The sequence below is a fragment of the Streptomyces sp. NPDC030838 genome, from assembly GCF_055572035.1.
The window spans coordinates 288,936-300,779 of sequence record NZ_JBVIED010000010.1 but is presented as its reverse complement, the minus strand read 5'-3'; the positions used below and the strand labels follow the sequence as shown (position 1 = coordinate 300,779).

The 11,844-nt window shown below is 70.8% G+C and carries 12 protein-coding genes; 6 read left to right on the top strand and 6 right to left on the bottom strand.

Going from position 1 to position 11,844, the window contains the following annotated elements:
- The first annotated feature begins 79 nt into the window (after nt 1-79).
- The 3 genes from ACZ42A_RS25625 to ACZ42A_RS25615 all read left to right on the top strand — a co-directional run bounded on the left by ACZ42A_RS25625 (nt 80) and on the right by ACZ42A_RS25615 (nt 2,859).
- Complete coding sequence (locus tag ACZ42A_RS25625; RefSeq protein WP_468529587.1) at nt 80-1,168, top strand: S-(hydroxymethyl)mycothiol dehydrogenase; 1,089 nt, start codon at nt 80-82, stop codon at nt 1,166-1,168.
- Nucleotides 1,168-1,797 (top strand): MBL fold metallo-hydrolase, encoded by a 630-nt coding sequence (locus ACZ42A_RS25620; RefSeq protein ID WP_468529586.1) that lies wholly within the window; start codon nt 1,168-1,170, stop codon nt 1,795-1,797. Before ACZ42A_RS25625 ends, ACZ42A_RS25620 begins: the two co-directional genes overlap by 1 nt.
- A gap of 144 nt (nt 1,798-1,941) precedes the next feature.
- On the top strand, nt 1,942-2,859 hold the full coding sequence (locus ACZ42A_RS25615; RefSeq protein ID WP_468529585.1) for an SDR family oxidoreductase: 918 nt from the start codon (nt 1,942-1,944) through the stop codon (nt 2,857-2,859).
- Nucleotides 2,860-2,883: 24 nt separating this feature from the next.
- Here ACZ42A_RS25615 and ACZ42A_RS25610 read toward each other — a convergent pair whose 3' ends face one another.
- Nucleotides 2,884-3,432: a hypothetical protein gene (locus ACZ42A_RS25610; protein ID WP_468529584.1), complete on the bottom strand. Its 549-nt coding sequence runs from the start codon at nt 3,430-3,432 to the stop codon at nt 2,884-2,886.
- Between the two features lie 186 nt (nt 3,433-3,618).
- Between ACZ42A_RS25610 and ACZ42A_RS25605 the strand changes: the two genes are divergently transcribed.
- Nucleotides 3,619-4,314: a L,D-transpeptidase family protein gene (locus ACZ42A_RS25605; RefSeq protein WP_468529583.1), complete on the top strand. Its 696-nt coding sequence runs from the start codon at nt 3,619-3,621 to the stop codon at nt 4,312-4,314.
- Nucleotides 4,315-4,341: 27 nt separating this feature from the next.
- Here the strand turns inward: ACZ42A_RS25605 and ACZ42A_RS25600 are convergent, their stop codons facing one another.
- Genes ACZ42A_RS25600 through ACZ42A_RS25585 form a run of 4 tightly spaced genes read right to left on the bottom strand, consistent with a single transcriptional unit; the run spans nt 4,342 to nt 8,805 of the window.
- Nucleotides 4,342-5,544, bottom strand: coding sequence for a Gfo/Idh/MocA family protein (locus ACZ42A_RS25600; protein ID WP_468529582.1), 1,203 nt, complete (start codon nt 5,542-5,544; stop codon nt 4,342-4,344).
- A gap of 29 nt (nt 5,545-5,573) precedes the next feature.
- On the bottom strand, nt 5,574-6,917 hold the full coding sequence (locus tag ACZ42A_RS25595; protein WP_468529621.1) for an ABC transporter substrate-binding protein: 1,344 nt from the start codon (nt 6,915-6,917) through the stop codon (nt 5,574-5,576).
- Between the two features lie 28 nt (nt 6,918-6,945).
- Nucleotides 6,946-7,884, bottom strand: coding sequence for a carbohydrate ABC transporter permease (locus ACZ42A_RS25590; RefSeq protein ID WP_468529581.1), 939 nt, complete (start codon nt 7,882-7,884; stop codon nt 6,946-6,948).
- A gap of 18 nt (nt 7,885-7,902) precedes the next feature.
- Nucleotides 7,903-8,805, bottom strand: a complete 903-nt coding sequence (locus ACZ42A_RS25585; protein WP_468529580.1) for a carbohydrate ABC transporter permease — start codon at nt 8,803-8,805, stop codon at nt 7,903-7,905.
- A 167-nt stretch (nt 8,806-8,972) separates the two neighbouring features.
- On the opposite strand from ACZ42A_RS25585, the gene ACZ42A_RS25580 reads away from it, so the two are divergent.
- Both ACZ42A_RS25580 and ACZ42A_RS25575 read left to right on the top strand, forming a co-directional pair.
- The gene (locus ACZ42A_RS25580) at nt 8,973-10,133 is read left to right on the top strand and encodes an ROK family protein (protein ID WP_468529579.1); all 1,161 of its coding nucleotides are present in this window, start codon (nt 8,973-8,975) and stop codon (nt 10,131-10,133) included.
- A 112-nt stretch (nt 10,134-10,245) separates the two neighbouring features.
- Nucleotides 10,246-10,404, top strand: a complete 159-nt coding sequence (locus ACZ42A_RS25575; protein ID WP_468529623.1) for a hypothetical protein — start codon at nt 10,246-10,248, stop codon at nt 10,402-10,404.
- Between the two features lie 15 nt (nt 10,405-10,419).
- Here the strand turns inward: ACZ42A_RS25575 and ACZ42A_RS25570 are convergent, their stop codons facing one another.
- Nucleotides 10,420-11,739 (bottom strand): S1 family peptidase, encoded by a 1,320-nt coding sequence (locus ACZ42A_RS25570; protein WP_468529578.1) that lies wholly within the window; start codon nt 11,737-11,739, stop codon nt 10,420-10,422.
- Nucleotides 11,740-11,844 lie beyond the last annotated feature (105 nt).

Below are 11,844 nucleotides of genomic sequence, written 5' to 3'. Positions count from 1 at the left end.
CGTCGGACATGCCCTTACCGATCAGTCGGTCATAGGGTCGGCAGCGGGACGGAGACCGCCGAGGGAAGGGATCAGGACCATGGCGCAGGAAGTGCGCGGCGTGATCGCACCGGGGAAGGACGAGCCGGTGCGGGTGGAGACGATCGTCGTACCCGACCCGGGTCCGGGCGAGGCCGTGGTGCGCGTGCAGGCCTGCGGGGTCTGCCACACCGACCTGCACTACAAGCAGGGTGGCATCACCGACGAGTTCCCCTTCCTGCTCGGCCACGAGGCCGCCGGGGTGGTCGAGGCGGTCGGCGACGGGGTCACCGAGGTGGCGCCGGGGGACTTCGTGATCCTCAACTGGCGGGCCGTGTGCGGCCGGTGCCGGGCCTGTCTGCGCGGGCGGCCCTGGTACTGCTTCGACACCCACAACGCCCGGCAGAAGATGACCCTCGCCGCCACCGGGCAACAGCTCTCCCCGGCCCTCGGTATCGGCGCGTTCGCCGAGAAGACGCTGGTCGCGGCCGGACAGTGCACGAAGGTCGACCCCGCCGTCGCCCCGGAGGTGGCCGGACTGCTCGGCTGCGGGGTGATGGCCGGCATCGGCGCCGCGATCAACACCGGCAACGTCGGCCGGGGCGACACGGTCGCCGTCATCGGCTGCGGCGGCGTCGGCGACGCGGCCATCGCCGGATCGCGGCTGGCCGGTGCGGCGCGGATCATCGCCGTCGACATCGACGACCGCAAACTCGCCACCGCCCGGACGATGGGCGCCACCCACACAGTCAACTCCCGGGAGACCGACCCCGTCGAGGCGATCCGCGAGCTGACCGGCGGCTTCGGCGCCGACGTCGTCATCGAGGCGGTCGGCCGCCCCGAGACGTACAAGCAGGCCTTCTACGCCCGCGACCTCGCCGGCACGGTCGTCCTCGTCGGTGTCCCCACCCCGGAGATGAAGCTCGAACTCCCGCTGCTGGACGTCTTCGGCCGCGGCGGCGCGCTGAAGTCGAGTTGGTACGGCGACTGTCTGCCCTCCCGCGACTTCCCGATGCTCATCGACCTGCATCTGCAAGGGCGCCTGGACCTCGGGGCGTTCGTCACCGAGACCATCGCGCTCGACGAGGTGGAGAAGGCGTTCGAGCGGATGCACCAGGGCGACGTACTGCGCTCGGTGGTGGTGCTGTGATGACCGCGCGCATCGAACGCCTCGTCACCTCCGGGCAGTTCAGCCTCGACGGCGGTACCTGGGACGTCGACAACAACGTCTGGCTGGTCGGCGACGACCACGAGGTCGTCGTCATCGACGCCGCCCACGACGCCGACGCCATCGCCGAGGCCGTCGGCGACCGGCGGCTCACCGCCATCGTGTGCACCCACGCCCACAACGACCACATCAGCGCCGCGCCCGCTCTCGCCGACCGCACCGGTGCCGTCATCTGGCTGCACCGCGACGACCTGCCGCTGTGGAAGCAGACCCACCCCGAGCGCGAACCCGACGCCTGGCTGCGCGACGGCCTGGTCATCGAGGCCGCCGGCGCCGACCTGACCGTCCTGCACACCCCGGGACACGCCCCCGGCGCGGTCTGCCTGTACGACCCCGGCCTCGGCGCCGTCTTCACCGGCGACACCCTCTTCCAGGGCGGCCCCGGCGCCACCGGCCGCTCCTACTCCCACTTCCCGACGATCATCGACTCCATCCGCGCCCGGCTGCTCACCCTCCCGCCCGAGACGAAGGTCCTCACCGGCCACGGAGACGCCACCACCATCGGCGCGGAGGCACCGCACCTGGAGGAGTGGATCGCGCGGGGGCACTGAGCGCACCGGACGGGCTCACCACGATCAACGACCATGCTGATCCGGCGAGGAAGGATCACCGGGAAAACCCGGGAAAGACGACAGAAGATGTCCGGCTTCCGCGGCACCCTCGAGGACAACCGCATACGCAACAGGAGGTCGGACATGCCGGAACAGCCCCTCAAGGGCAAGGTCGCACTGGTCGCCGGTGCGACTCGGGGAGCCGGACGAGGTGTCGCCGTGGAGCTGGGGGCGGCCGGGGCCACGGTGTACGTCAGCGGGCGCAGCACCCGTGCCCGGCGATCCGAGTACAACCGCCCCGAGACCATCGAGGACACCGCCGACCTCGTCACCGCGGCCGGCGGCCGGGGCGTCGCCGTCCCCGCCGACCATCTCGACCCGGCGCAGGTCCGCGCGCTGGTCGACCGGATCGACCGCGAGCAGGGGCGGCTCGACGTGCTCGTCAACGACATCTGGGGCGGCGAGCACCTGTTCGAGTGGGAGGCCCCGGTCTGGGAGCACGACCTCGACAACGGGCTCCGGCTGCTCAGGCTCGCGGTGGAGACCCACGCCATCACCAGCCACCACGCCCTGCCACTGCTGCTGCGCCGCCCCGGCGGCCTGGTCGTCGAGATGACCGACGGAACCGCCGAGTACAACCGCGACCACTACCGCAACACCTTCTTCTACGACCTCGCCAAGGCCTCCGTCCTGCGCATGGCCTTCGCCCTCGGCCACGAGCTCGGCCCGCGCGGCGCCACCGCCGTCGCCCTCACGCCGGGCTGGCTGCGCTCGGAGATCATGCTGGAGCACTACGGGGTGCGCGAGGACAACTGGCGCGACGCCCTCGACAAGGTCCCGCACTTCGCCATCTCGGAGACCCCGCGCTACGTCGGCCGCGCCGTCGCCGCCCTCGCCGCCGACCCCGACGTGGCCCGTCACAACGGCGCCTCGCTCTCCAGCGGCGGACTGGCCCGGGAGTACGGCTTCACCGACCTCGACGGCAGCCGCCCCGACGCCTGGCGCTATCTCGTCGAGGTGCAGGACCCCGGCAAGCCGGCGGACACCACCGGCTACCGCTGAGCAAGGGCTACCGTCGACCGGCGCTCAGCGCTGAGCACCGGCGTCCGCCGCCGGCGGCAGCGGCCAGCGCGCCGAGTGCCCCGGCGGCAGCGCCAGATCGGCGCGCACCGCCGCGTAGTACTTCTCCCGCGCCGCCCGCTGCCGCTCCAGCAGACCCTGCCACGCCTCGGGATCCCGTGTCCCCTCCCGCAGGAACGCCTCCATCCCCAGCACCGCGACCACCCACGCCCGCGCGGTGTCCACCACCTCGCGGCTGCCCAGCAGAAGCAGCGCCTCACCGGCCGGGTCCCGGGCGTCCGCCGCCTCGGCCAGCAGCGGCTCCGCCTCCTCGGGGGAGAGCGGATGCGGGTGCGGGTCGTTGCCGAGGTGGGACGCCACCCGGTAGGTCAGGGTGATGGTCTTCTTCAGCTGGCGCGCGTAGTCGGCGTACGCCGCCAGCCGCCGCTCCTCCCACCGGGCCGCCTGCTCCCGCCGGAACCGGACCTGCTCACCCCGCATGACCACGAGATACGAACCGAGGGCACCGATCACCACGCCGAGCAGGGCGGGCAGCTGTTGTATGAACTCCGGCATGGAGGCACGGTACCGGCGCACGAGACGCAGAAGGCCCCCGGTTCCCGTCCGTCACCATGACCCCTGTAGTGTGCATCCATCTCCAGCATGAGCCGCCTCACACCCGCCCGCATCCGTACAACCATGCGGGCCCGGCAGCCGTCTAGCTGGGCAGACATCCGCCGTACACGAGGGGCAAGACCTGCCATGGGGGACATACGCAGACGGGCCACCGTCGTCCTCGGCGCCACCGCACTGGTGGCGCCGCTCACACTCGCACTCGGCGCCGGCCCGGCGCAGGCCGCGAGCTGTACGACCCAGACCGGGCCCTACCAGAAGCAGGTGGAGAAGTTCCTCGGCCGGCCCGTCGACGGGGTCCAGTCCGCCGCCGACTGCAAGGCGATCCAGGCCTTCCAGACCAAGCACGGCATCCAGCCGAACGCCGGCTACGCGGGCCCCGTGACCTGGGGCGTGATGGACCTGATGCTGAAGCAGAAGGCCGTGGGCAGCAATCCCAACAAGGACGGCAAGTGCCCGGTCAACAAGGGCCGTATCGCCTGTGTGAACCTCACCCTCCAGCTGAGCTGGATCCAGGACGGCAACAAGCTCGTCTACGGCCCCGTCCCGGTCCGCACCGGCCGTGACGGCCACGAGACCCGCACCGGCCTGAAGAAGATCTACTGGCGCAACATCGACCACGTCTCGTCGATCTACGACGTGCCGATGCCCTACGCCCAGTTCTTCGACGGCGGCCAGGCCTTCCACTCGGTCGGGATCAGCATGTGGAACCCGCCGGGCTCGCACGGCTGCGTCAACATGACGAAGACCGACGCGAAGAAGTACTGGTCGCTGCTGAAGAACGGCGACGACGTCTACGTGTACGGCCGCAAGCCGGGCACCTGACGGCACCCGGCCCGCGACGGCACCCGGTCACCCCTGGGGCGCGTCCCCGAAGTCCGGGATCTCCAGCCGGACCCCGCCCTGCCGCGCGGACTCGTGCGCGATGATCCCCGGCAGGGTGTAGCGGGCCGCCACCCAGGCGTTCACCGACGGCAGGGTGCGGGTGGTGACCGCGGTCACGAAGTCGTCGACCAGGAAGTGGTGGCTGCCCTCGTGCCCGTTGTGCAGATGGTCGAACTCCCGCGGCAGCCGTGACCGGTCGTGCACCGGCGCCGAGCCGGAGGTGAACGCGGCGCGCAGCTCCGGAGCGATGTGCTCCAGCGACGGGTCGTCGGGCGCCATGGTCGGCTTGGGCTCCAGCAGCTCGGAGATGTCCTCCACCCCGTTCTTGTCCTGCCACAGCGCGACGGTGGCCAGTTGCTCCATGCTGGCCTCCGTGCCGAAGAAGCGGAACCGGGACTCGCGTATGTGCGAGGGATAGCCGACCCGCCGGAACTCGTTGGTGCGGAACGATCCGCCGCCCGCCACCTCGAACAGCGCGGTCGCGTTGGACACGTCGTTGTCGAACTGGCTGACCGACCGGTCGAAGACGCCGTCGCCGCGTCCGTCCACCACCCCGATCGCCGACACGCTCACCGCGTGCGTCTGCCAGGCCCCCAGCACCCCGCCCACCGAGTGCGTCGGGTAAAGCAGCGGGGGATAGCTGGCGGTCGCCTTCCAGTTCTCGCCGCCGCTGTACTGGTACGCCTCGTAGAACCCCAGGTCCATGTCGTGGACGTAGTCGCCCTCGGCGTAGAACAGCCGCCCGAAAGCGCCCTTGGCGATCTGGTTGCGGGCGTGCACGGTCGCCGGGTTGTACTGGCTGGTCTCGCCCATCATGTACGTCAGCCCGGTCGCCTTGACCGCGTCGATGATCGCCGCGATCTCCTCGGTGCTGATCGCCATGGGGACGGCCGAGTACACGTGCTTGCCCGCGTTCAGGCCCTGGAGCACGAGCGGGCCGTGCGTCCAGCGCTGGGTGAAGATCGCGACCGCGTCGACGGCCGGCGACTCCAGCATGGCCTCGTACGAGGGGAAGGTGCCCGCCAGTCCCTGCGCGGCGGCGAGCCGCTCGGCCCGCTCGGGCAGCAGGTCGGTGACGTAGACGTCGCGGACGCCGGGATGGGCCTGGAACAACGTGGCGAACTGGCCGGAGAACTGGCCGGCGCCGACGATGCCGAGCGAGAACGTCATGAAACGCGTGCCCTTCACTGGTCGGGAGATCACTGCGAGAGGATCAGGTTGATCTGGTCGTTGGTCTGGTCGAGGCTGCTCACGGGCTTGCCATTGCCGTAGATGGCCTCCATCTGCGGCTGCATCAACGCGGTCACGTCCGCCGCGTAGTCGGTGATCGGATAGGAGAAGGTCCGGAAGTTCCGCTGGTCGGCCACGGGCCTGGTGAAGGCCGTCACGTCGAGGTTCTTCCTCTCGTACGCGGCGACGGCGGCCTCGGTGCCGGCCTTGGTGGCGGGGAAGACGACGCCGTACGCGCCGACGACCTTCTGGCAGGTGTCGGAGGCCAGGTACCGCACCCACTCGCGGGCGCCCGCCTTGTTCCTGGCGCCTTTGGTGATGGAGTCGGCGAGGCCGTTCATCATCGTGGCGCGCTTGCCGGTCGGACCGACCGGCGTGAGGGCGCTCCTGATGTCCCGGCCCTTGAAGCCGGCGTAGGTGGAGATCATCCAGGCCCCGTCGAAGGCGCTGGCCGCCTTGCCCGCGGCGACCTGGGTGTTGGCCTGGTTGGACTGGACGTTGTAGTCGGACAGGGGAGCCAGGTAGCCCTTCTCGGCCAGGCCGAAGTACCAGTCGATGACGGACTGGAAGGTCTTGTCGTCGTACTGGTACTTCGTGCCCCAGCGCGGCTTGTCCGTGTAGCTCCAGCCGGCCGAGCCGGTGAAGGGGCTCCACTGGGTCTGGCCGTCGGCGTAGCCGCCGCCGTTGGAGGCGAGCCCGTACACCCTCACGTTGTTCTTGTCGAAGCCGGGCTCGTCGCCGCGTCGGCCGTTCTTGTCGACGGTGAGGCGGGCGATGGCCTTCTCGAAGGTGCCGCCGTCCTTCGGATTCCAGGAGAGGCTGTTGAGCTCCTGCGCCGTGAGCCCGGCGTCCTTCGTCATCCTGCTGTTGTAGAAGAGCGCGACGGTGTCCCAGTCCTTGGGAGTGCCGTAGCGGTGGCCGTCCTGGCCGGTCCAGTTGGCGGCCAGCCCGGGCTGGTAGTCGGCGTCCTCGATGCCGAGGTCGTCGAGCGGCTCCAGCACCTGGAGGTCGGCGAACTGGCCGAACTTCTGGATGTGGTCGGTGAACACGTCCGGCTGGGTGCCGGCGATGAACCCGGCGGTGAGCTTGGTCCAGTAGTCGCTCCAGCCCAGCTGCGTGATCTTGACCTTGAGCCCCGGGTTCTCCTTCTCGAACCCCTTCGCGCAGGCCTGGTAGGCGGGCAGCTGGTTGGCGTCCCACAGCCAGTACGTCACGGTGTTCGCGGACGACCCGGTGGAGTCGCCGTTCGCACAGCCGGTCACCAGGGACAGGGTCAGCGCTCCGGCCAGCGCGGTCAGCGTACGAAGTCGCATGGTGGTTCGAAGTCGCATGGTGGCTCCCTCACTTGATCCCGGTGAAGCCGATGGAGCTGACGATGCGGCGCGCGAAGCAGGCGAAGAGCACCAGCATCGGCAGCGCGGCGATCAGCGTCGCCGCCATGAGCCCCGACCAGTCGACGCCGGTCGCCGGGGTCTGCGCCCGGAAGATCGCCAGCGCCACGGTCAGCACGCGCGAGCTGTCGCTGTAGGAGACCATCAGCGGCCAGAAGTAGTCGTTCCAGGAGGTGATGTACGTCAGCACGCCCAGGGTGACGATCGGGGTGGACGCCATCGGCAGAATCACCCGGAAGAAGATCCTCACCTTTCCGGCGCCGTCGAGCAGCGCCGCCTCCTCCACCTCGGCGGGGATGTTCATGAAGAACTGGCGCAGGAAGAACACCGCGAACGGGGTCATGAACATCGTCGGCAGGGCGATGCCCAGCAGGTTGTCGACCAGGCCCAGTTCCTTGATCAGCACGAAGTTCGGCAGCAGCGTGAAGAGGGCCGGCACCATCAGCCCGGCCAGGAACAGGGCGAAGACCGTCTCCCGGCCGCGCCAGCGCAGCCGGGCGAAGGCGTGGGCGGCCATCGCGGAGAAGAACACCTGGCAGACGGTGATCAGGGTGGAGACGATCACCGAGTTGAGCAGGTAGCGCCAGAAGTCCAGCCCGCCGCCCGCGCCGCCCTGCGCGACCGCCTCCTCGGCCGACTGCAGACCGAGGGCGCGCTCGAAGCCGCTCAGGGTCGGGTCGACCGGCAGCGGGTTCGTGGGGTCGGCGGCCAGGCCCGCGTTGGTGGAGAGCGCGGTGCGCAGGATCCAGTAGAACGGCAGCAGGGTGATGAGGACGACGAGGCCCATCACGGTCCAGGCCGTGGCCCGGCCGAGGGAGAACCCGCGCCGGACCGGTCGTACGCCGGTCGTGGTGGTGGTCGTGGGTGTGGGCGTTGTCACGGCGGCCATGCCGGTGTCTCCCTTCCGTCAGCCGAGGTCGGTCCGGCCGGCCCGGGTGAGCCGGTACTGCAGGACGGTGATCGCGGTCAGCACCAGCAGCAGGGCGACGGACATCGCCGAGGCGTAGCCGAACTGGAAGCGTCCGAAGGCGGCGCCGTAGATGTAGTACTGGAGCACGTTGGTGGCGTTCGCCGGGCCGCCCGCCGTGGTCACCGCGACGGTGTCGAACACCTGGAACGAGCCGATCACGGTCATGATCAGGACGACCGCGAGCACCGGCCGCAGCAGCGGCAGGGTGATCCGCCAGAACATCCGCCACTCGCTCGCGCCGTCGACCCGGGCCGCCTCGTACATGTCGTTCGGGATCGCCTGGAGACCGGCGAACAGCAGCAGCGCCGTGTAGCCGACGTGCCGCCAGACGTTGATCAGGGCGATGGTCGGGATCGCCCAGGTCTCGTCGGCGAGGAACGGGATCCGGTCCACGCCGATCGCGGTGATGATCTCGTTGCCGACGCCGAGCTGGGTGTCGAGGATCCACAGCCAGACCAGGCCGGCGACGACGTTCGACATCAGATACGGCGTCAGCACGATCCCGCGCAGCACCGCCGACCGCGTCAGCCGTTGCAGCAGTACGGCGATGGCGAGCGCGGCCACCGTCTGCACACCGATGTTGACGACCACGTACGCGACCGTGACCCGCAACGAGTCCCAGAAGATGGGGTCCTGGAGCATCCGGGCGTAGTTGTCCAGGCCCACCCACTCGGCCGGGGTCAGCAGATTGAAGCGGGTGAAGCTCAGATAGACGCCCCGCAGGGTCGGCCAGAGCAGGAACACCGCGAAACCCAGGAGCGCGGGTGCCAGGAACACGGCCGCGAGCCGGCCGTCGCCGGTACGGGCGCGGGTCGGTGGGCTGCTGGAGGCGGTGCTCATGGGAAGACTCCCTCGGCGTCGGCGGCTCGTCCTCGTCGGGGCACTTACTTTTGAGGCGGAAGAATCCTGGCGTCAAGGGGCGTGCAATCACCTTTTCCGGCGCGGGCTGCGCGGCATACAGTGACCTCGTTACTTCCGGACCGAAATAATTTCGTGGGGGTCGAACCTTGACCAGAGGCGCCGCCAGCTGGCTGCCGCTGAGCCCGGGCGAACGCTCGGTGGCGATCGAAGTGCTCGTCCACGGCCCGCTGTCCCGCACGGAACTGGCGCGCCGGCTGAACCTGTCGGCGGGCAGCCTGACCCGGCTGACCAAGCCGCTGCTGGAGTCCGGCCTGCTGGTCGAGGTGGCCGACGCGGGCGGCGCGGCGGAGGGCCGGCAGGGGCGGCCCTCACAGCCGCTGGACATCGTCGCCGACTCCCGCTCCTTCCTCGGGTTCAAGATCACCGGCGACATGGTCTACGGCGTCGTCACCACCCTCCGGAGCGACGTCGTCGACCGCCACGACCGCCCGCTGACCGGCCACGATCCCGGCGAGGTGGCCGATCTGGTGGCCGAGATGACCAGGGAGCTGGCCTCCCGGCATCCCGGGCCGGCCGGGATCGGCATCGGCGTCGGCGGCCTCGTCCAGGACCGGGCCGTCGTCGGGGAGTCGCCCTTCCTCGGCTGGCGGGGCGTGCCGCTCGCCGCACTGGTCGAGGAGCGCACCGGGCTGCCGGTGGTCGTGGAGAACGACGTGGCCGCCCTCGTCGAGGCCGAGACCTGGTTCGGCGCCGGGCGCGGCCTGGACCGGTTCGTGGTGCTCACCATCGGCGCGGGCATCGGCTACGGGCTCGTCCTCGGCGGCAAGCGGGTCCCGTACGCGGAGGAGGACCGCGGCTTCGGCCGGCACTGGATCCTGAACCCGAACGGCCCGCTCACCCCCGACGGCGAGCGCGGCAGCGCCGTCTCCCTGCTGACCATCCCCAACATCCGCTACCAGGTCCGGGCCGCCACCGCCCGCGACCACACCTACGAGGAGGTCCTCTCCCTCGCGGCGGCGGGCGAGCCCATGCCGGCCCGGGTCGTCGACGAGGCGGCACGGGCCCTCGGTGTCCTGGTGGCGCAGATCGCCAACTTCGTCCTGCCGCAGAAGATCCTGCTGGCCGGTGAGGGGGTCGGTCTGATGGACGTGGCGGGGGAGGTGGTGCACGAGACCATCCGCGCCCACCGGCACCCACTGGCGGCACCGGTCGGCCTGGAGACGAGGGTGTCCGACTTTCACGACTGGGCGCGCGGTGCCGCTGTCCTGGCCATCCAGGTGCTGGTCCTGGGTGCGGCGGACGTGTGAACTCCCGCACTCGTTCGCGGAGATGCGAGTGATCAGTAACACGGTCCGATATGTCGGATTCGTTCCTGTTGACTCACACGGTCTTCACCTGAGGGGCCGTATGCTTCACACCATGTCCACCACTGTTGAAACCGCCTCCGAGCGATCGGCCGCGGAGATCAACGAGGAGATCCGGGCCCTGTGGCTCCGGTCGGGCGGGACACTGAACACCGAGCAGCGCGAGGAGTACCAGCGGCTCGTGATGGAGTGGGCCGACCGCGCCTCGGCCTGATCCCCCGGTCCTCGGTCAGCCCCAGCTCGCCGAGTACTGGCGCTGGTAGGCCCTGCGGTCCTGCTCCGTGCGGATCCACCGCGTGGCCACCAGCGCGACCAGGCTCCCCGCGATGATCAGCATCCCCGGACCGACATTCCTCGGATCCGCCAGCCGCGCGTACAGCGACGGCGGCTCCCCGCCGCCCGCCGCCGTGGCCGGAGCACCCGGCGCGATCGCGCTCTGCGTCGCCGAGGCCGACGGCGCGGGTGAGGACGGGGATGCTCCCGTCGAAGTGATCAGCCGCACCCCGAGCGCGCTCATGGCCTTCGTCACCGGCTGGAAGAAGGTCGTCCCCCCACTGCGGCAGTCCCCGCTGCCGCCCGAGGTCACCCCGAGCGCGATCCCTTCCGCGAACAGCGGTCCGCCGCTGTCCCCGGGCTCGGCGCAGACGTCCGTCTCGATCAGGCCCGTGACCGTGCCCTCGGGATAGTTCACCGTCGCGTCCAGCGCGGTCACCCGCCCGTCGCGCAGCCCGGTGGTGCTGCCGCTGCGGAACACCCGCTGCCCGACGGCCGGATCGGCCGCACCGGTGATCCGGACGCCCTGCCCGTCGCCGATCGCCACCACGTCGGCGCCCTCGCCCGCCCGGCCGCTCGCGTACCGGACCAGCGAGTAGTCGGCACCCGGGAAGCTCCTGTTCACCGTCCGTCCCACCTCCCGCGCCCCCTGCTCGTCGGCGAACCACACCGACCCGGTGGGCCCGCAGTGCCCGGCCGTCAGGATGAAGTCGCGCCGCCCGTCGGTCACGTTGAACCCCGCCGAACAGCGCCCGCTCGTCGAGAGGATGGGCCGCGCCCCGTTCAGGCGGGTGGTGAAGACGCCCGTGGAGCGCTCCATGCGGACGAAGCCGCCGATCTCCGCGGCGAGTTCGGTGAGCCGGTCCCAGTCGGCGGCGGAGACGGTGCGGTCCGCCCGGACCACCACCTCGTTCCTCCGGTAGTCCACCGCCCACGCCGTGCCGGCCACCCGCGGTGCCGAACGCAGCGTCGCGGTGGCCGACTTCAGCTCGCGCAGGCTGTGCCGGACGACCTTCGGCGTGGCACCCGCCCGGCGCACCTCGGCGGCCGTGTCCCGGTCGGTGACCGCGACCACCGGCCGCCCGTCGGCGCCGAGCCAGCTGCCCGCCGTACGCTCGCCGCCGAGCCGCTCGACGAGATCGGCGCCGGTGACGGGCGGGGTCTGCGGCGGCGGGCTCGCCACGGCCTGCGTGACCATCGTCGCCCCGAGCAGCAGACCGCCGACGGCCGCCAGCCGTGCCGCTCGCCGGACGATCCGTCGTCGTACGTGCCTCATGCATGGCTCCCGAACCCCGAACGCGCGGTGGCGACACCGCGGGGGCCTCCGGCAGTCGAGCGCCCTCCCTCGCATACGTGCCGGGAGCCGGGCCCGTTCACCCGG

Excerpts from the sequence above, each read along its gene's own strand:
- ACZ42A_RS25600 (WP_468529582.1), bottom strand. The coding sequence starts at position 5,544 with ATGACGTTCTCGCTCGGCATCGTCGGCGCCGGCCAGTTCTCCGGCCAG.
- ACZ42A_RS25570 (WP_468529578.1), bottom strand. The coding sequence starts at position 11,739 with ATGAGGCACGTACGACGACGGATCGTCCGGCGAGCGGCACGGCTGGCG.
- ACZ42A_RS25610 (WP_468529584.1), bottom strand. The coding sequence starts at position 3,432 with ATGCCGGAGTTCATACAACAGCTGCCCGCCCTGCTCGGCGTGGTGATC.
- ACZ42A_RS25620 (WP_468529586.1), top strand. The coding sequence starts at position 1,168 with ATGACCGCGCGCATCGAACGCCTCGTCACCTCCGGGCAGTTCAGCCTC.
- ACZ42A_RS25605 (WP_468529583.1), top strand. The coding sequence starts at position 3,619 with ATGGGGGACATACGCAGACGGGCCACCGTCGTCCTCGGCGCCACCGCA.
- ACZ42A_RS25625 (WP_468529587.1), top strand. The coding sequence starts at position 80 with ATGGCGCAGGAAGTGCGCGGCGTGATCGCACCGGGGAAGGACGAGCCG.
- ACZ42A_RS25575 (WP_468529623.1), top strand. The coding sequence starts at position 10,246 with ATGTCCACCACTGTTGAAACCGCCTCCGAGCGATCGGCCGCGGAGATC.
- ACZ42A_RS25585 (WP_468529580.1), bottom strand. The coding sequence starts at position 8,805 with ATGAGCACCGCCTCCAGCAGCCCACCGACCCGCGCCCGTACCGGCGAC.
- ACZ42A_RS25595 (WP_468529621.1), bottom strand. The coding sequence starts at position 6,917 with ATGCGACTTCGTACGCTGACCGCGCTGGCCGGAGCGCTGACCCTGTCC.
- ACZ42A_RS25590 (WP_468529581.1), bottom strand. The coding sequence starts at position 7,884 with ATGGCCGCCGTGACAACGCCCACACCCACGACCACCACCACGACCGGC.
- ACZ42A_RS25615 (WP_468529585.1), top strand. The coding sequence starts at position 1,942 with ATGCCGGAACAGCCCCTCAAGGGCAAGGTCGCACTGGTCGCCGGTGCG.